The 19,803-nt window shown below is 34.0% G+C and carries 14 protein-coding genes; 2 read left to right on the top strand and 12 right to left on the bottom strand.

Features of this window, described 5'->3' with window-relative positions; translation table 11 throughout:
• Positions 1–5: 5 nt before the first annotated feature.
• The 9 genes from nadE to AB2Q86_RS05575 all read right to left on the bottom strand — a co-directional run bounded on the left by nadE (position 6) and on the right by AB2Q86_RS05575 (position 10,885).
• On the bottom strand, positions 6–830 hold the full coding sequence (gene nadE, locus AB2Q86_RS05615; RefSeq protein WP_003727000.1) for an ammonia-dependent NAD(+) synthetase: 825 nt from the start codon (positions 828–830) through the stop codon (positions 6–8).
• A gap of 11 nt (positions 831–841) precedes the next feature.
• On the bottom strand, positions 842–2,332 hold the full coding sequence (locus AB2Q86_RS05610) for a nicotinate phosphoribosyltransferase (protein ID WP_003721509.1): 1,491 nt from the start codon (positions 2,330–2,332) through the stop codon (positions 842–844).
• 117 nt (positions 2,333–2,449) lie between these two features.
• Positions 2,450–2,833 (bottom strand): glycerol-3-phosphate cytidylyltransferase, encoded by a 384-nt coding sequence (gene tagD / locus AB2Q86_RS05605; protein WP_003724631.1) that lies wholly within the window; start codon positions 2,831–2,833, stop codon positions 2,450–2,452.
• A 64-nt stretch (positions 2,834–2,897) separates the two neighbouring features.
• Positions 2,898–4,049, bottom strand: coding sequence for a CDP-glycerol glycerophosphotransferase family protein (locus tag AB2Q86_RS05600; protein ID WP_012581563.1), 1,152 nt, complete (start codon positions 4,047–4,049; stop codon positions 2,898–2,900).
• 12 nt (positions 4,050–4,061) lie between these two features.
• Positions 4,062–5,216 carry a CDP-glycerol glycerophosphotransferase family protein gene (locus tag AB2Q86_RS05595; protein WP_012581564.1) on the bottom strand — a complete coding sequence of 385 codons (1,155 nt, stop codon included), beginning with the start codon at positions 5,214–5,216 and terminating at the stop codon, positions 4,062–4,064.
• Entirely contained in the window at positions 5,216–6,595 is a 1,380-nt protein-coding gene (locus tag AB2Q86_RS05590) for a glycosyltransferase family 2 protein (RefSeq protein ID WP_012581565.1), read from the bottom strand. The genes AB2Q86_RS05595 and AB2Q86_RS05590 overlap by 1 nt, the downstream gene beginning before the upstream one ends.
• 142 nt (positions 6,596–6,737) lie before the next feature.
• Positions 6,738–7,763, bottom strand: coding sequence for a ribitol-5-phosphate dehydrogenase (locus AB2Q86_RS05585; RefSeq protein WP_003724627.1), 1,026 nt, complete (start codon positions 7,761–7,763; stop codon positions 6,738–6,740).
• Positions 7,756–8,469 (bottom strand): 2-C-methyl-D-erythritol 4-phosphate cytidylyltransferase, encoded by a 714-nt coding sequence (locus AB2Q86_RS05580; RefSeq protein ID WP_003730532.1) that lies wholly within the window; start codon positions 8,467–8,469, stop codon positions 7,756–7,758. The genes AB2Q86_RS05585 and AB2Q86_RS05580 overlap by 8 nt, the downstream gene beginning before the upstream one ends.
• A gap of 64 nt (positions 8,470–8,533) precedes the next feature.
• The gene (locus AB2Q86_RS05575; RefSeq protein ID WP_012581566.1) at positions 8,534–10,885 is read right to left on the bottom strand and encodes a CDP-glycerol glycerophosphotransferase family protein; all 2,352 of its coding nucleotides are present in this window, start codon (positions 10,883–10,885) and stop codon (positions 8,534–8,536) included.
• A 174-nt stretch (positions 10,886–11,059) separates the two neighbouring features.
• Here AB2Q86_RS05575 and galU point away from each other — a divergent pair, with 174 nt between their 5' ends.
• Entirely contained in the window at positions 11,060–11,947 is an 888-nt protein-coding gene (gene galU, locus AB2Q86_RS05570) for a UTP--glucose-1-phosphate uridylyltransferase GalU (protein ID WP_003730530.1), read from the top strand.
• 51 nt (positions 11,948–11,998) lie between these two features.
• Here galU and AB2Q86_RS05565 read toward each other — a convergent pair whose 3' ends face one another.
• The 3 genes from AB2Q86_RS05565 to AB2Q86_RS05555 form a co-directional block, all read right to left on the bottom strand.
• Positions 11,999–14,101 carry a glycosyltransferase family 39 protein gene (locus AB2Q86_RS05565; RefSeq protein WP_077942675.1) on the bottom strand — a complete coding sequence of 701 codons (2,103 nt, stop codon included), beginning with the start codon at positions 14,099–14,101 and terminating at the stop codon, positions 11,999–12,001.
• 14 nt (positions 14,102–14,115) lie between these two features.
• On the bottom strand, positions 14,116–15,093 hold the full coding sequence (locus AB2Q86_RS05560; RefSeq protein ID WP_003730528.1) for a glycosyltransferase family 2 protein: 978 nt from the start codon (positions 15,091–15,093) through the stop codon (positions 14,116–14,118).
• A gap of 133 nt (positions 15,094–15,226) precedes the next feature.
• Positions 15,227–17,551 carry a GW domain-containing glycosaminoglycan-binding protein gene (locus AB2Q86_RS05555; protein WP_012581569.1) on the bottom strand — a complete coding sequence of 775 codons (2,325 nt, stop codon included), beginning with the start codon at positions 17,549–17,551 and terminating at the stop codon, positions 15,227–15,229.
• A 214-nt stretch (positions 17,552–17,765) separates the two neighbouring features.
• Between AB2Q86_RS05555 and AB2Q86_RS05550 the strand changes: the two genes are divergently transcribed.
• Positions 17,766–19,796: a DUF6270 domain-containing protein gene (locus tag AB2Q86_RS05550; RefSeq protein WP_012581570.1), complete on the top strand. Its 2,031-nt coding sequence runs from the start codon at positions 17,766–17,768 to the stop codon at positions 19,794–19,796.
• The last annotated feature ends 7 nt before the right edge of the window (positions 19,797–19,803 follow it).

Genomic DNA, 19,803 nt, shown 5'->3' with positions numbered 1-19,803 from the left:
GCCTCCTATTTCCAGAAATCGTCAAATATAGTAATTGCCATATGGCGTTTATGTTCGGTTTTAATAAACCAGTTCTCAATTTTTGCCGCAGCATCTGCTGGAACTTCTTTGCCTTCCAAGTAATCATCAATTTGGTCATAAGTCACACCAAGCGCGACCTCATCAGGAAGTGCCGGTTTATTATCTTCTAAATCTGCTGTCGGTTTTTTCAAATATAGATGTTCTGGGCAGCCGAGCTCTTTAAGAAGCGCCTTGCCTTGTCTTTTATTCAAGCGGAACAGTGGATTAATATCCGTTCCACCGTCGCCATATTTCGTATAAAAGCCAGTAACTGCTTCCGCGGAGTGATCGGTTCCAACCACTACGCCTTTATGCATCGCTGCAATTGCGTATTGTACTTTCATCCGTTCGCGCGCTTTTTCATTCCCTTTAGCAAAATCAGATAGTTCCACTCCCGCTTCCGCAAGCGCCGCAACACTCGCATCCACTGAAGCTTTAATATTTACGGTTAAACGATTATCTGGTTCCATAAAGTTCAGTGCATCTTGACGGTCCGATTCATCTAGTTGCGTTCCGTATGGCAAGCTCACAGCGAAGAATTGGTACTCATCGTCGCCCGTTTCTGCTCGCATTTCGCTTATCGCCATCTGTGCTAGTTTTCCTGTTAAAGTCGAATCTTGTCCCCCAGAAATCCCAAGAACAAAGCTTTTTAAGAACGTATTCTTTTTTAAATATGCTTTTAAAAACTCGACACTTTTTCGGATTTCTTCATGTGCATCAATCGTTTCTGCCACTTGCATATCTGCTAAAATTCTTTCTCTGATTTCCATTATAATTCCTCCTAAAACGGCATATCTAGTTCAACTGGTGAATGAAGCTGGACACTTTTACGTACTTTTTCGATATTACGCATCTTATTTTTCCAACATTTTACACTTAAATCAACTGGGTATTGCTCCGGACGAACGGTTCGTTTGTACTCGTCCCAAAGTAGCGCCAAGTTCTCTTCTTTATATGCTTTAATTTCATCGAGTGAAGGCATATCATACACAAGTTCTCCGTTTTGGAAAATGGGTACAAGTAGCTCACGCGCGGTGAAATTCTCGACTGTTTTCATAATATACGTATGAACTGGGTGGAACATCGTTAGTTTATCGACATTTTCGAGTGATTCGTCCGCTAAAGCAATATAATCGCCTTCCGCTTTCAGGCCATCTTCATTCGTAATAATCCGATAAACTTTCTTTTTACCAGGTGTCGACACTTTTTCAGTATTACTTGAAAGTTTAATTGAATCTTGTAAAATATCATTTTCATCAGCAATTGCCGCCATTTTGTAAACGGCACCTAATGCTGGTTGGTCGTAAGCGGTGATTAGTTTTGTGCCAACGCCCCAAGAATCGATTTTTGCTTTTTGCGCTTTTAACGATAAAATAGTATGTTCGTCTAAGTCACTAGAAGCAAAGATTTTTGCTTCTGTAAAACCAGCCTCATCTAACATTTGGCGTGCTTTTTTAGATAAGAAAGCCATATCCCCGCTATCTAAACGAATGCCGATAAAGTTAATTTTATCGCCCATTTCTTTCGCCACTTTAATCGCATTTGGCACGCCAGATTTTAGCGTATCGTATGTATCTACTAAGAAAATCGAATCAAAATGCGTTTTTGCGTAACTTCTAAATGCTTCTAGTTCGTCGCGGTAAGCTTGAACCATCGCATGTGCCATCGTACCAGACACAGGTATGCCGAAAATCTTCCCAGCGCGAACATTACTCGTCGAATCACAACCGCCGATGTAAGCCGCTCGTGTGCCCCAAATAGCCGCATCCATTTCTTGTGCACGTCTTGTACCAAATTCGGCAAACGTTTCGTCGTCAATAACAGAACGGATTCGCGCCGCTTTTGTTGCAATCAGCGTTTGGAAATTCACAATATTAAGCAAAGCTGTTTCGATTAATTGTGCTTCCGCCAAGCTTGCTTCTACTTGAAGGATTGGCTCTGTTTTAAAAACAAATTCTCCTTCTTTTGCAGCAAGAATATTTCCTTTAAATTTAAAATTACGTAAATATTCTAGAAAAGGTCCGTCAAAACCAAGTTCGTCGTGTAAATAAGCAATATCCGTTTCTGTAAAACGTAAATTTTGCATATAATGAATAATTCGTTCTAACCCCGCAAACACAACAAAACCCGAATCAAATGGCATATCTCGGAAAAACACTTCAAATACCGATCTACGCTCATGAAGTCCATCGTCAAAATACGCTTTCATCATATTTAGTTGATATAAGTCTGTATGCAGCGTTAGACTATCATCTTGAAATAAATTTGTCATTTCTTCTGCTCCTAACATAACTAGTTCTTTGCGTTATCATTTATACATAATAATAGCACAAAACAAGCGCACCACCTAATAATTGAACATTACCGGTCTGCTAGTTTTGTGCTACCCTTATTTTAAATCGTCTTTTATCTTAGAAGTAGAAATTCCATCTGTACGTGGTAAATAAACCACTTCACAATAAGGTTTTAAGAAGTCAAATTCGCCTTCCCAATCATCACCCATCACAAAAATATCAATATCTCGATTTTTCACGTCTTCTAATTTTTGTTCCCAGTTACTTTCTGGAATCACTTCGTCGACATATCTAATCGCCTCTAAAATTAATTTGCGATGTTCAAAGTTATGGTATGCTTCTTTGTGTTTGATTCGATTAAATTCATCGGTTGAAATGGCTACAATAAGGTAATCACCTAAAGCTTTTGCTCGTTCTAATAAGCGAATATGCCCCCAGTGAATTAAATCAAATGTGCCATATGTAATTACTTTCTTCATCAGCCCACCTACTTTCTTTAGTAGTATATCAAGAAAACAAAAATTTCTCTACTTGTTAGCAGTCCTACTTTTCTAGCTGTTCTTTCAAAAAGGAAACGAAGCGCTCACTAGAATGCCCGTCTGAATATTTATTCCATTTCGCCGCAAAAGCACGAACCATTTCTAAATCAAATGCTTCTTGCTCAATTACTTGTATTAGTTCCTCGGTGGTATGAACGAATGGCCCCGGAATCGTTGCTAAAAAGCCATCCGACAAACCTCTAGCCTTGTCATATTCCTCTAAATCATACGTAAAAAAGAGCATTGGTTTTTCTAATAAAGCAAATTCAAATGGAATAGACGAATAATCAGTAATCAACATATCTACGGCTGGTAGTATCGTCTCGATTGGCGTTTCTTTGTCCGCGTACACAACAAAATCATCCACTACTTTATCTAAATCATTACTTATAGATGGATGTAATTTTAAAATTAATTGGTACTCGTTGCCGAGCGCTTGTTTCATCTTCGCGATATCTAAATGAAGCGTTGTACTATGAAGTTCCTCATCACGGAATGTCGGCGCGTATAATAATTTCTTTTTGTTTGAAAGATGTAATTTGGTATTTGTCCATTCGGCATTTTCTTTCAATTGTTGTTGGTTGAAGAAATTGTCCGTTCTCGGAATTCCCAGCTTCAACATTTGCGAATCTTCTAGTAAAAACGACTTTTGGAAAATTGCTGCCATTTCATCCGATCCGACAAGCACTTTTGAAAAACGTCTGTATACTTCTTGAAATCTTTTTTTATCGCGCGCGCTTCTTTTTTGCGCTGCTTTATCTTCCCAGCCGAATTTTTTCAATGCTCCATTCGCATGCCAAATTTGGATGCAGGTCACATTTTCACGTGCTTTTAATCCAGCTAATTCCACGAAATAATTATCTGTAATGACCACTTTTGCCGTATTCAAATGGAACATTAACGAGAAAAAGTGCTTGATTTTTTTTGGCTTTAATTGGATAAAATCAAAATTAAAACCGGTCACATCCACTCTTGGATCAAAGAAAACAACCGTTTTTGGTGTGACTTTCATTTCGTTCATTTGCTTTATTATTGCAGTGGGATTTTCTGGAAAGCTAACTAACAGTACCACTTTTTGTTTAATTGGAAAAATCCTCGCCAAACAGCCAGTCACCTTAACAGCAAGCATATAAATATAAATCGCTACTTCTTTCAAAATTCCCACCACCTATTTTTCAGCAAAAACGATTTTCACTGTTTTCTCTGCTGCATGACCATCCTCCCAAGTACAAAACTGCTCCAAAAAGCTGTCTTCTATTTTAGGTGGATTTTCAAGCATTTTTTCAAGTTCACTCATTAATTCTTCATTCGTCTCCACAAGTGGACCAGGAGCATTTTTTTCAAAATCAAAGTAAAAGCCACGTAACGTATCACGATATTCCGCCAAATCATACGTATAAAAAAGCATAGGACGCTGTAAATTCGCATAATCAAAAAATACAGAGGAATAATCAGTAATCAACAAATCACTCACTAAGTATAAATCGCGTATATCTTCATGGTTTGAAGCATCGCGGACAAAATCACCATATTGCGTGAAATCAAAATGTTCCGCAACTAGATAATGCATGCGCACAAGTAGTACAATTTCATCGCCAAATTTTTCTTGCATTTTTGCGATATCAATTTTTAAATCAAACTTATATTTCCCAGCTTCATAAAAGTCATTATCACGCCATGTTGGTGCATATAAAATGATTTTTTTCTCTGGTGATATATTTAACTCTTTTTTTATGTTAGCTATTTTTAACTCTTTATCAGCACTAAATAAAATATCATTCCGCGGATAGCCCGACTCAATCATCTCACCATTAAAGCCAAATGCACGCCTGAAAATAGTACTAGAATAAGCATTAGGAGAAATTAAGTAGTCCCATTTCTGTGCTTCTTTTACAAAATCAGCTTTGTACTGTTCCGTTGTTTGCCCTGGAATGTGCACTTCATCAATATCCACGCCTAATTTTTTTAAGGGTGTTCCATGCCAAGTTTGCACATAGATTGTTTTTTTCGGTTTTGGTAGTTCTAAAGGAAGTCTACTGTTGGAAATCCAATACTTAGCAAGCCCCATTTTAAATAACCAGCTAATAGAAAAACGTTTAACATAAGGAACTCCGTAAGCTTCAAAAACAGCCACGAATTTTGGATTAACACTCCATAATAATTCGTATTCCGGATTATGCTCCTCCATATATTCATAAATAGCCCGTGGATTACAGCTATATTGCTTACCTGAAAAGCTTTCAAATATCACTAAATCTTTTTTTCGCGGTAAAAATCCCACTAATCTAAACAACAAATAATACACTTTTTGTACTAACTTCATCAGGATACTCCCCCCTGTTTAAACTTTCGCTTTAACGCTCGATTTCGTTTTAATTTCCCTAAGATGCTACTTATGATATTTATGTCGGCGATAGGCGTTTCCTTTTCCTCATCTTGATAAAAAAGACGCGCTTTCGTTTGATACGGTTTTAATTTAAATACAGCTTTTTCTATTGTGCCTTTTTCTCTGACAACGACATCCCAAATGGTTTGATTCTCTTTTCGTTTGACTAACCGAGCCGGCATTTCTTTAAAAGACGTGCGAGCAACCCATTTCACGTCATGGATATCCGCTTCTTCTAGAAGTAATTCAATCGCGACTGTTTTGCCGATACGATAATTTTCTTTCACTGTCACAAGTGGAATATCTTGTTTTTCAGCCTTTTCAAATTGTAGCGGCCATCCATTTTGCAAAATCGAGCACATCATTTCTTTTACTACGAGAGGTGTGTCTAATTCCATAATCGTACTAGCTCCGACTTCCTGCAAAATCTTTTGTAATTCTTGCACGAAAATCGCTTGCTCCGACTCGCTTAAAACTTCCCGGAAATAAGTATTTTCTTTATAAAAAAACAATTTTGCATGGTACGCAATTAGATACTTCACATAGGGAATCACTTTGCCAAATATTTCTTTCGAGTCGGTTAAATAAGTTTGATATACTTTCTGCAAAAAAGGCGTGTATCGTTCTGGTTTTTTCCAAGACGAACTTACTAAAGAACCTTTTTGCTTTAGATCACGATAGTAATAATAACCCGCGTCCGCAATCAAGCCATAGCTCCGATTTTTCAGTAAGAACTGAGTAATTAATAACTGATCTTCCGCAAAATAAAGCGACTCATCAAAAGTAAATTCTTTCAAACAATCATAACGCAAAAAAGTACCGCCAATATAAAAATGAATTGCTTCCGGTTCTTTTTCGATATCAGCAACTCGATTTCCATTTGCAAAACGGTAATTTAATTTATGTGGCGAAATTTTTTGCTTGCTTCCAAAGTCATCCAAGTAATAAAAAGCTGGTACAAGCATAGAAACGTTAGACTCATTTAGGAATGCCACTATACTTGCTAGCGTATTCTCTGACATTATATCATCGGCATCTAAAAAACCAACAAAATCAGTATCTTCCCTTACATTATGTATTCCGATATTACGTGCTTTTGCCGGCCCGCCATTTGGAACGGTCAACACGCGGATATTGTTAGGATATTTTGTAGCGTAACGATTTGCGATAGCGCCACTTCCATCCGTGCTTCCATCATTAATAAGCAGTACTTCCACATGCTTCAAAAAGCTGTAAGACTGCTTAATTATACTATCTATGGATAATGCTAACCTTTTTTCCGCATTGTAAAAAGGCATTATAATCGCAAATTTCATTCTTTTTCCCTCTCCATATAAAAGCTGGGAAGTTAAGGATTTAGCAAATGACCATCGAATACTTACGTTCGATTTTCTTGCTTCCTAAAATACTTTAGCAAACAAATTCATTAGCTTACAGCCTAAACTCCCCAATGTTTTATTATATCTTCCACTCCATAACGCTCTTGCCCCATGGACTGCGTAAATCAGCTTCAAATGCTTCGATTACATCTTGAATGGAATGAACTGTATGAACTTCCCCAACAAGATTTTGCAGATATTCTACCCCACGTTTATTGGTTGATAAGAACTCCACTGTTTTCTCAAAATCAACACGACCGCTACGACTACTTCCATAAACGGTTAGTCCTTTTTCAAGTACCATACGTGAATTAAATTCAATCGGATACTCCGAAACACCAAGTAAGGAAATGGTTCCTTCTGGTTTAATGACATCAATAATTTGACTCACCGCATACTGACTACCCATTCCTCCAGCACATTCGAATGCTTGATCAATAACTAAATCAGCCGGAACATCATCAATCGCATAAGCACCATCCACAAAAGAAAAGAAGTCTAATTTATATGGTGTTTTACCAAAAATGTAAACTTTGCTATCTGGATACCAATTTTTTAATAGTAAAGAAGTGATGAAACCTAAGTTTCCATCGCCCCACACACCGAAAGATTCCCGGTTAGCATTACTTTTTCCTTCAAAGCGTAAAATAGCGTGAACTGCCACGGAAATCAGCTCTGAGAAAGCAGCTACTTTCATATTAATATCATCCGGCAATGCCACCACGCGATCACGACGCATGAACACATAATCCTGCATTAAGCCATCATAACCACTAGAACGGAATTTACTAGAACGTAAATAGTTCTCAGCAATGACTGGATCATTCTCAAATGGTGTGTTTGGAATCATGACAACTTTTGTTCCAGGTTTAAATTCTTTCGTCGCATCATAAACGACTTCGCCAACACCTTCATGAATAAGTGCCATTGGAAGTTTTTTAGATAACATTTCTTTTCCTCTAGAACCTGTATAGTAACGTTGATCTGCCGCACAAATAGATAAATGAGTCGGTCTAACAACAACCACATCACCTGTTAATGATTCGTCCACATTGGCAACTTCAAACTGTCTCTCTGACACAAGTCTATATACTTGATTAATCATTGGCTATCCGCTCCTGAATAATCGCATTCGCTACTTTCAAATCATAAGGCGTCGTAATCTTAATGTTGAAAATTTCACCTTTAACTAATTTCACATCATCGCCAGCAAGCAAACAAATTTTACATGCATCTGTTAGAATTTGTTTTTTCTCTGGTGTTAGATTTTGATAGTGGCTATACACTTTTTTCATATTGAAGCTTTGCGGTGTTTGTCCTTGATACATGTGATCTCTGACCGGAATATCCGTAATCACCTCATGATTGCTTGATTCAACGATTGTATCAAGTGCTTCAATAACCGTATCTACTGCTCCTGTTTCAAGCGCAGCATCTATATTTTCTTCAATAATACGATGTGTTAAAAATGGGCGAACCGCATCATGTGTCACGATAATATCATCATCTGTTAAGCCATATGTTTTTTCCACAAAACGAATACCATTCATAATTGTTTCATTGCGGTCTTCTCCGCCTTCAATAACTACAATACGATCATCAGAAATATACTTTTTAATATTATCCTCAGCGTGGTTCATCCATTCTTTTGGTGAGGAAATAAGAATTTTATCAAATCGAGTATTTAGAATAAATTTTTCAACGGTATGAACAATAATTGGTTTACCATTTAGAGGTAGAAATTGTTTTGGCATGCTAACGTTACCCATTCGCGTACCTTTTCCTCCAGCTAAAATTTGAGCGTATATCATCCTCTAATCTCCTTTAACTGTTTTTTTGACATTGTTAATTATATCATATTTCAAAAAGTAAATCTTACTTAATAAGTTCTTTCACAATTCGTTTAGCAGAGTTACCGTCTAAATCATCGAAAAATCTTTCTTTAAACACACGAACTTTTTCTAAGTCAAAATCATTTGCTTTGATTGTTCCAATTAATTCTTCATTTGTACGAACTATTGGACCAGGAACAAATTCTTCATAATTATAATAGAAATTACGTTCTCCTAGATAACCCTCCAAATCGTATGCATAAAAGAGCACAGGTTTTTCCATAATAGAGAAATCAAACACTACTGAAGAATAATCAGTAATTAAAATGTCGGTATTAATCAAAACATCATTAATATCTTCATTACTCATATTAAATGCAAACTCTTGTAAATCAAATGGAATACCAACGCCTCGAACTACAGAAGGATGCATTTTCAAAACAAGTACATACTCATCCCCTAATTGTTCCGCTAAACGTCGAATATTTAAATTCATTACAAATTGTTGACGTTCACCAGGACCACCACGGAAAGTAGGCGCATAAGTAATGACTTTTTTATTTTTTAAAGCAGGATATTTTCCTTCAAAAACGTTTTTAATATAAGCTTTGTATTCTTCATTGAAAAAACGATCCGTACGCGGTACGCCAAGTGGCAATACATTTTTTTCATCCACATCAAACGCTTCTGCATAAAATGGTACAATTTCACTGGAAGAAACTACTACTTTGGAATAGTTTTTATGTGCATCTCGTTCAAAGCTTTCTGTATTACTATCTGCGTAACCAATGGAACTAAAACCGAACTTTTTAAAAGCCCCAGCCGCATGCCAAAGTTGAATAACTTCAGAATCTTTGCGAAGAGTTAATCCATAAATTTGGCGATAATAATCATCTAAAAAGATATACTCAGCAGTTGCAATATCTTTATACATTTTTAAAAGTTCTAAAATAGTTCTTTGAGGTTGCTTCAAATAACCTACTACTTTATAATCTGGTTTTTGTAAAATAATCTCATCATAAACCGCTTTAAATGAATCAGCTAACACATCATGCTTATTCGTTAAAAAGATTATTTTACGTTCTTTTTTCCCTAACTTATAAATTGGAAAAGCTATTCTTCTCGCATAAAAATTACGTGATAATCCTACTAGTTTTGTCCAATTTTTTACAACTACTTTTTCAAATCCAGTTGAAATAGTAGATTTCAGCTTGCGTGCTACAAGACGATTATAGATAGGTTTTATTGAATTTCGTTTGGCCGCTTTTTCACCAGCACGAACTTCTTTAGCATAATCGGAGGATAATAATTTATTCAACGAACCTGGATCTAATTTTTCATAAGCTAATCTCAACGCTCTTAAGTAGCTAGGACGTGCTTTTTCTTTAATGAATGTATAGCGATTAATCGTTTCAAATGTTAATAGTCTTTGGAAAACACCCAGATTATTAAACAAATGGAAATCCATCGAATCTACTAATGCACGGAAAGCATCAAACATTTTGATTTGTGTTTCCGCATCCCCATTCAAAAGAATACCTTTATACGCAGGCCAAATATCCGTTGCAATAATTCGGTCATGGTAGTCCACTCTGATTTTTTGAAGTGCAACTGGATTAGTCACATACTCTTTCAAAAGAGCATCAGACAGTTTTATACTAGCAATAATATCTTTAAAACTTACATAAGGATTCGAAGTAACGATTTGTGATAAAGAAATATCTCCTTCATCTTCTCGTGCACGATAATTATAAATAATTTCATCTACTGTATAAATACTTTGAGACTTTAAATAGGCTTCAATGACAAAAGGATGATCTTCTGCAACTTTGATTGAATCTGGAAAACGGATATCTTCTACTACTTCACGAAGGTACAGTTTATTACAAGGTCCTAATGTATAAAGCATTTCCGGATTCTGAATAAGTGTTTTACGTCCACTTTTAAAAACGCCTTTGTTATAGTGCCCGCCAATAAACCATGAACGATTACTATTAAAACTAACAGAAATACCTGTGACTACTCCTACTTGCTCTTTCTCAGCAGCCTCGTACATGATCTCTAAGGCTCTTTCTGGGAGGAGGTCATCAGAGTCCACAAAACTAATATATTTGCCTTTAGCAATGCTTAAACCATTGTTACGTGCCATACCTGGACCAGCGTTAGGTTCTTTAGCTACACAAATGTTATCAAACCGGTCGCCATAATCAATAATTTTTTCGAAACTTCCATCAGAAGAGCCATCATCAACTAAAATTATTTCAATATCTTTTAGGGTTTGTTTTAGTAAGGAACTAATAGTTTCATCAATATAGCTAATTACATTATAAACTGGAACTATAACAGAAATTTTTGGTTCTGCTATTTTTGATTCTTTGATAATCTCATAGAGCATGCTTAATCTCCCTTTATACTTTTTTATTTACTTTCTTCAATCTATTACAATTGCCCATAAAAGTCAAGATAACATAGTAAAATGCCTCTTTTAGTGTTCAGCTTGAATTACAATCGTTGAATAGCGTATAATGAACTTAGTTACATTAGTAATATCATTCAAAGGAGCGTTATAATGAGAGTAAAAAAAGCAGTCATTCCAGCAGCAGGATTAGGGACGAGATTTCTGCCTGCCACAAAAGCAATGCCTAAAGAAATTCTTCCAATAGTAGACAAGCCAACCATTCAATACATAGTAGAAGAAGCAGTAGAATCTGGAATTGAAGATATTCTAATTGTTACTGGTAAAGGGAAAAGAGCTATTGAAGATCACTTTGACTCTGTACCAGAACTTGAGCTCAATCTACGTGAAAAAAACAAACTAGAATTACTTCATTTAATTGAAGAAACAACAAATATTAATCTGCATTTTATTCGTCAATCGAAACCTAAAGGACTTGGTGATGCCATCTTACAAGCAAGAGGTTTTGTTGGTAACGAACCATTTATCGTTATGTTGGGCGATGACATTGTACAAGCAAAAACACCATGTGCAAAACAACTAATAGATCAATATGAAAAAACACATAGTTCAATCATTGGAGTTCAAACGGTTCCTCATGAAGAAACTTATCGTTACGGCATTATCGATCCAATTGATGAATATAGTAAAAATCTGTACAATGTAAATGGTTTTGTCGAAAAGCCTGATCCAAGTGCGGCACCATCTGACCTTGCTATTCTGGGTAGATATCTACTAACACCTCAGATTTTTGACTTTCTAGAAACACAAAAACCTGGTGCTGGTGGGGAAATCCAACTAACCGACGCAATCAACAGTTTAAATGAGATTCAGCGTGTGTTCGCTTATGATTTCGAAGGAGAACGTTTTGATGTTGGCGATAAATTTGGTTTTATTAAGACGACCATGCAATTTGCTTTAAAACATCCGGAAATTAAAGACGATGTTGCTCTCTTAGTAGATGAATTATATGCTGAAATTCACTTGAAGGATAAAAAATAAAAGGATATACATTTAGTTTAACAACTAAATGTATATCCTTTTTACTTAAATTTAATCTTTTTTTTGTTTAAAAGTTAAGAAACTTAATGATATTACACCCACAAAAATAATGAAAACAAGCAAATAGCTATACCATGAAATCAATGGCGAGTTAGTAGTTTCAGTTACTTCAAAACCAATATCTTCATTAACTTGATTTTTTCCATTTATATACATGGCACCATCACTATATAAATCAAATCCTTTTTGTTGATACTTACCTAACATCAGTGCTTCACCTTTGTTACCTTTTGTGGATAAAATTTGTATACTGTACTCTGTTTTCTTTTTTGGATTTTCATTAACTTCGATTGGGAAATATTCCCCTGCTTCAAAGGAAGATGCAGAATAAACTTTCTCAGAAATGATTTTATTTTCGTCTTTGTTAGTTATCCTAATTTTATATTTATTATCTTCATTTGGAGCTTCTAAAACATAAATACCAACATTATTAAAATTTTCATCTGCTTTAAAAGTTTGTGTAACAGCATTTTTTGAATTCACTGGTACCTGTAAATATGCATAGCTTTGGTTTACTAAATAATGATTGGAATTTTGTTTATCTATAGCAATCGGTTTAACTCCATAAATAATAGTAACTAAACTCAACATAAATACAACAAAACATACTATTAAAAATGGTTTTCTAGTTGTTTGTTTAATAACAGGAACTTTGTCTTTTGTATATAGTAGTTCTACTAAGAATTTAAAACCATACATTGCTGACATAATCATAAGTGGTGTAACAAAAAGAATATACCGTTGATTGGCCTCCCATACTAGATGAAATAGCCAAACACCAATTAATGTAATGTTAATTAAAAAAGATAAATCAAATTCTTGCTTTTTGTAAAATCTTAGAGCACCTAGAATAATTAATATTAAATTTATTATATGGAATATTTGAGAAAATGCATCTGCAAACACTTTTTTGTCACCAAACAAAAAATCATATGCAACTGGGTATTCTTTAGCAGACTTAACATACCAACTATATGCTCTTGTTCCATCTGTCCAAGTAGATAACATTTTCATATTGTATAGTTCTAATAACCCTACAGGTCCGTATGATGTTATTCTTTCCTTTATTACTTCTTTATTGGCTTCTTGTTTTTTTTCTTTTGTATCAAATTGCTTCGTATAAAGAAATTCTGAACTATCATATCTTCCTTCTGGCCCCTTTAATCCCATCATAATCCAATGCGATTGAGGAAACTCTAAACTATTATCACGTTCAAAACCATATTTTTCGGTGAATGGATTATAGAGAGTATTCATACCTGCAAAAACAATTAAGATAATAGCCGTATTTAATAGTGTTTTTCGCCAATTTTTTATGAAAAACAAATGGATAATAATTGCTGGTAACATAATAATTAAATTTGGTTTTATATGATATCCAATAGCAAATAAAAGTCCAATTATTATAAAATAAAACCATTTATTATTTTTCGTATAAAGATAATAGAACAATAAAATTAATGCTGCGAACGGTAGCACAAGTGTATCTGAATAAAAATAAGTCAAATATCCATAAAAAGGAACACAAAACAAGATTATTAACAAGTAAATGTTGCTATATTTTATACCAACTTCTTTTCGAATAATGTAAAACAATGTAAAGAAAGTGATATTCATACATAGAATAACAAAACCACTTTCAAGGAGATAAGTATTAGTAATACCTATATTTGCTCCGAAATTATATAGTTCATATCTGATTATGGTAGTTAAAACATTGTTCGGATATACAAGAAAATAACTGTCTCCTGTAAACATTCCACCGTTTTGTAGCATTTGTACTGCCTGACCTTTTATACCAAAACTATCAGCAAAAGCATCCATTTGAAGTGCAAACATCAAGTAAACTTGTGTTGAAACCAATGCTATTACTAAGATTAATGTCAATAATATATCACTTTTACGATTAAGGCGGCTAAATAATTGAAAAAGAGCTAACATAATAATTAAAATAGTTATGCTAAATAATAAAAGTATAAAAAAATTACTATAACCAACATTTAATGGTTTTATGATACTTCTTACTAACAAATAACCAAAAATAAAAATAAATACTCCATAAAATACAAAACTTAAATTTTTTTTAATCTGCACTTTTTTTCCCCTACTTATTTTAAATTTTCAGCTTTATATTTTTCTTCAAATAAATTGTTTTCTATAGTAAAACGAGGTCTCGCCTTAACCTCTTTAAAAATTTTACCTATATATTCACCTAAAACACCTATTGCAATTAGTTGAATACCACCAATTAACCATAGGGAAACCATTAACGAAGTCCATCCTATTACAACTTCTCCTAATATTTTCTGTACAATAGCGTATATGCCTAAACCTACACCAATTATAAACATTAATACACCTATCGTTAATAAAAATCTAATTGGTGTAATACTAAAAGATGTAATGCCATCTACAGCAAACATTAACATTTTCTTTAATGGGTATTTGGATTCACCTGCAAAACGTTCATTTCGATTATAATACACTTTTGTTGATTTAAATCCTAACAAAGGAATTATTCCACGAATAAACATATTTTCTTCTTTATACTTTAAAAACTCTCCTAAAGCTCGCTTACTTAACAAACGATAATCTGCATGGTTAGGAACCATTTTGACACCTAATTTCTCCATTACCTTATAAAATCCAAGCGCAGTGTTTCTCTTGAAAAATGTATCAGTGTCTCTTTTATCGCGTACTCCATATACAACTTCATAACCTTGATTAAATTTTTCAACAAAAGGAATAATCGCATTTACATCATCTTGTAAATCCGCGTCAATAGAAATCACACAATCTGAAGCTTCATAAGCCGCAGTTAAACCTGCCAACAAAGCACCTTGATGACCATAATTGCGACTAAGTTTAAGACCCGATATATATTTTTGTTTTTTTGTGAAGTCGTCTATTAGTTCCCATGTTTTGTCTTTACTTCCGTCATCCACAAACATAATCTTACTTTTTTCACTTATTTCTTCTTTATCCACTAAAGTATCCATGATTTTTGTTAACTGAATAACAGTTTCCCCGAGAACTGCTTCCTCGTTATAACACGGAACTACAATGGTTAAAAATGGTTTTTCCACTCTTAAACAACTCCTTAAATTCTACTTTCAATAAAAAATCAATATATACAGCATATCTTATTTAATGCTTATTTTCAACATGGAAAAAAAAGAAGTAGAAATACCTATAAATAGATACTCTACTTCTTCTCACTTATTTAACATTAGTGAACGCTCGTTTATCTACCCAACCAATTACTTTACCATTAATACTCATTTGATAATACGTGGAACGAGTCGTCTTAGCTTCTTTTACTAATTGTACAGTTTTATTTGCATAAGATGTTGCTTGTCCGACATTTTTCGTCCCAATAACCCTGTATGGTTCTGACCAGATAGCATTTCCAGAAGCATTACTTAATACACCAGTTAATTGAATATTTTTGTTATACTCAATTTCATCATAAACATCAAATGCTCTCTCATCTAGCCAACCAATATTTTTTCCATTAATGCTAAATTGATAGTAGATGCCTCTTTCAGTTTTAGCTTTTCTCGTAATCCTTGCTTGTTGGTTTTTATATGTTGCTGCAGGATTAACAGCTTTGGTTCCATATATTTCGTAAGGTAACGTCCAAACTGTATTTCCAGTTACATTAGTGATGATAGCATCTCTATTGTATACTTCATCATATTCTAATGTATTATAGAATTTAAAAGCTTTCTTATCTAACCAGCCAATCACTTTACCATTATAGCTAAACTCATAATAAGTTCCTCTGTTTGTCTGCGCTTCACGAGTTAACTTAACTGTTTTATTTTTGTATGTGCTTGCAACTGTTATCCCTTGAACACCTTTACTTTTATATGGAGCTGACCAAACAGCATTACCATCTACATTCTCAACTACAGCCTCCATGTTGACAGCTTTATTATAAAGAATATTGTCGTATACGTCGAAAGCTTTTTGATCCAACCAACCAATCACTTTACCAGAAGATTTAAATTGATAATAAATACCCTTTGGTGTTTTGGCTTCACGAATTATTTGAACATCTTTGTTTAAATAGGTTTCTGCTGGACCTACTGATTTTGTACCAACTGTTCGATAGGGTTTAGTCCAAATTGTGTTACTCTTAACATTTTTAATTGTACCATCAAAAGAGACAGCTTTATTATATTCTTCTTCATCGTAGAGTGTAATCGCTTTTTGATCTAACCAACCAATATTTTTACCATTGATATTAATATTATAATAAATACCATGTTGAGTTTCAATTTGTTGATTAATATTAACATCTTGATTGGCATAGTTAGACGCTGGAGCAACAGAAGTTGTCCCCTCTAGCTTGTATGCTTTGGACCAAATACCATTTCCTGTCGGGTTAGTAATTTGTCCGTCTAGGCTCACATTTTTACTTGAAACAATGGAATCATACGGATAGATAGTAAGCGCTCGTTTATCAATCCAACCAATAGTCTTATTATTTATACTAAATTGGTAATAAGTACCTTTGGCGGTTTGTGCTTCGCGTAAAAGTTTAATTTCTTGTTGTGCGTAAGTTGTTGCATTCGTAACAAATTCTCTTCCATAAACATTGTACGGTTTAGACCAGATACCGTTACTTACTGGGCTAGTAATTTTAGCACGTCCAACATTTACTTTATCATAATTGACGCTATCGTAAATGGTTAGTGCTTTGGCATCTACCCAACCAACTACTTTACCGTTATATTTAAATTGATAGTACGTACCTCTTTTAGTTGTAGCAACAGATACTAAATCGATATCCTTATTAGCATATGTGCTAGCAGGACTAACAGATTTTACGCCTTTTACTTTATACGGTAAAGTCCAAACGCCATTTCCTGTTGGACTTGTGACAGTCGCTTTTCCAGAAATGGATTTTTGAGTAAGAATTTTGTCGTATAAAACATCATATTTGGCTAAATCATAATTCTCAATTACTTGGATTAAACTAGCACCATAAGTTGGAGACGTCGCATATCCAGCTTTTTGAAGCTCCATTGCAGCTACTTTATAATCCGTTGCATCGACAACTTTTTTGTATAAATTTTTGTTCCAAGAAGTTCCGTTCACTAGTAAAAGTGTGTGATCCGTTACAGATTCGTTCCAACTAGGGTATTTACGGAACTCAGCATCGACCTTAATCCACTGTCCGTTCACATATTCAGAAGTTGACATGATTACCGATTGTCCGTTGTATTTCCCTTTAATACCAAATAAATTATATCCTTTTGTAGCAAGTCCACTTTTCCCCCAACCAGATTCTAAAATTGCTTGAGCTAAAGTTATACTAGACAACAGATGATATTGTTCTTGAGATGCCTGGGCAGCAGGTGCTATTTTGTCAATAAACGCTTGTTGTGATGCTGTTGTCGCAGCTTCAGCGTCTTTTACGAAGGAATTTTTCCCAGTTAATGAATCTTGTAATTGTCCACCAACTGTTGTCAAACCGTACATTGGGACAACTAGCATTGGAATCATTACAATTTTCATCCACTTTTTATTTATCATTATTCTCCAATCACTCCTTAAATTGTTTTACTGTCCTATATTTTACCAAACTTTATGCTATAGTAAGTTACAGTAGTATTACAAAAACAAATGATTTCTATAGTTAATATATTTTTCTTAATTATTCCCCCTAAATTTAAATAAAATTTTTTATTTAGTGGTAATTAAAAATTTATGATAAAATGATGGTAAATACTATCCGAGGGAGAATTAAATGAAACCTTATCTAAATAAAATAGAATTAAATCAAGAAAACCAAATATGGACAATCTCCGGTACATCCTCGCTAAAAATCGATGCGATTCAAGCACATTATACTGAAATGTTGGAATTTCTTCGTCCGGAAAAAAAAATAGATTTGCCTTTTCAAACAGATGGCACTAATTTCAATGCAAGTATCTCTCTGCAAGAAATTGCTGAAAACTCTATAACTAATAACAAAACTGCATGGACCTTTCGTATAATTAGTGAAGGGAAAAGCTATATCATAGAGTCTGACGGACCTGTTTCTAATAAAGAATTTATACCAATGAATACTTTTTACCAATATTTATTTGAATTTCCAGAAGGTATAGTTACCTTATTTAGTAAACCAAAAGAAATTATAGCGACGCTTTCTGAACTCCAACTAACTTCTGAATCTTTATCTGGTGTTATTAACTTAAATACAACCATTGAAGCAGATACATATGCAGCTGAAATTGTTTTTAAGCGTAGGCCCTATTCAGCGTTATATCTATTTCATGAACAAGAAGAAACATTCAATGTAGGTAATATTAAATCTAATTCAGTCAATTTTAATGTGGATTTGAAGGGTTTATCTTCTGAACTTTTAGTTGATTCTAGTAATGTCATTGATGCATTCATTCGTTTAAATGCCTTATCTATAAAAAAACAACACGATTTTTATTTAAACATTGATTCATCCATAAAAAATACTGTAGCTAGAGAGGTTGAACTTTCAACTCCTACTCATAGTAAATTAACTTCCTTTGTCACTGGATCAAATCGTTTATCTTTCTATTTCAAAAAAAATTATCAGGAAATAGTTAGCCTAGCTTCTTTTAAAGAGGATGAAACTCAAATTGAATTGCAGTTTTCACTTCCAAAAAAATTCACAAATTGTCAATTAGTCAGTAAACGTCGTGATAATAAAGCAAAACTATTTGAATATTATTTTGAACAAGTTTTTCCAATAAAAAAAGGATTACTGAAATCAGAAACAATTATCTCTCGTAATGAATTTCTTGCTGGCAATATCAATAAAGAAAACGGTATTTGGGACTTCTTTATCCGCTCTACCGATCAACCTGATTTACCAATTTTCATTCCTGACACAATTGATTTATCGAAAAACAAATTCCATAAAGTAGCTAATCAACCATTCCTAGCTAGAATCATTAAAAACGGGGCAAAAAACCTTTCAATCACTACTAATCCTGCTCCTGAATCAAATGCAAATCCGATCAAAATAGCTGTGATGGGTTCTTGCTTTAGTAGAAATGCTTTTAATTCTAAGCCCTTTTTCAATCCAGATTATAAACGCTTTTTTGAAGTCACATTTACCCAGTCTCATACTTCTCTTTTTAGTGTTCTATCCAAACCTTATACGGGAATAAATATTGATGACTATGGTAATATGACTGATAATGAGCGAAGAACGCTTCAAGCAGATTTTGATAAAGGCTTCTTTGAAAAACTAGAGAATTCCAACTCTGATTATCTACTATTAGATTTATATGCTGATGTTTTACGTGGTCCAATTTGGTTGGAAAGTGGGGAAATCCTTAGCTTATCCTATATAAGTGAGCAGACAGGTATCCTTAATGATTTACCAATCAAACGTCTACTTGATCATTCTAATAACGATGCCTTTTTCCAAGAGTGGACAAGCTATGCAGATAAATTTATCGAAAAATTATTAACTGTAATGCCAGCCGAAAGAATCATTTTAAACAAAGGTGGCTTTACAACGAAGTATTATGATAAGAATGGCGCGGTTCAAGAATATAAAATTAAAATGCGTATTGAGCGTAATAATTATTTCTGGGATCGACTAAATAATTATTTCCTATCTAAAGTCCCTACTGCTCAAGTGATCGACTTTACTAAAAAACCTTATATTGGAGATTACTATTATCCATTTGGCCATTCATTCTCTCACTATGAATCTGGTTACTACAAAGATTTCATGCGTGAAATGATTTATATTACTGAACGTGAAAAAAGAAAGTTAGATAATTAATAAAAAA

Source organism: Listeria monocytogenes (assembly GCF_041765605.1).
GTDB classification, from domain to species: Bacteria; Bacillota; Bacilli; order Lactobacillales; family Listeriaceae; genus Listeria; species Listeria monocytogenes_D.
This window is presented reverse-complemented; position numbering and strand designations above follow the sequence as displayed.

Coding starts and splice junctions, on each gene's coding strand:
- nadE (WP_003727000.1), bottom strand. CDS start 830: ATGGAAATCAGAGAAAGAATTTTAGCAGATATGCAAGTGGCAGAAACG.
- AB2Q86_RS05610 (WP_003721509.1), bottom strand. CDS start 2,332: ATGACAAATTTATTTCAAGATGATAGTCTAACGCTGCATACAGACTTA.
- tagD (WP_003724631.1), bottom strand. CDS start 2,833: ATGAAGAAAGTAATTACATATGGCACATTTGATTTAATTCACTGGGGG.
- AB2Q86_RS05595 (WP_012581564.1), bottom strand. CDS start 5,216: ATGAAGTTAGTACAAAAAGTGTATTATTTGTTGTTTAGATTAGTGGGA.
- AB2Q86_RS05590 (WP_012581565.1), bottom strand. CDS start 6,595: ATGAAATTTGCGATTATAATGCCTTTTTACAATGCGGAAAAAAGGTTA.
- AB2Q86_RS05585 (WP_003724627.1), bottom strand. CDS start 7,763: ATGATTAATCAAGTATATAGACTTGTGTCAGAGAGACAGTTTGAAGTT.
- AB2Q86_RS05580 (WP_003730532.1), bottom strand. CDS start 8,469: ATGATATACGCTCAAATTTTAGCTGGAGGAAAAGGTACGCGAATGGGT.
- AB2Q86_RS05575 (WP_012581566.1), bottom strand. CDS start 10,885: ATGCTCTATGAGATTATCAAAGAATCAAAAATAGCAGAACCAAAAATT.
- galU (WP_003730530.1), top strand. CDS start 11,060: ATGAGAGTAAAAAAAGCAGTCATTCCAGCAGCAGGATTAGGGACGAGA.
- AB2Q86_RS05555 (WP_012581569.1), bottom strand. CDS start 17,551: ATGATAAATAAAAAGTGGATGAAAATTGTAATGATTCCAATGCTAGTT.
- AB2Q86_RS05550 (WP_012581570.1), top strand. CDS start 17,766: ATGAAACCTTATCTAAATAAAATAGAATTAAATCAAGAAAACCAAATA.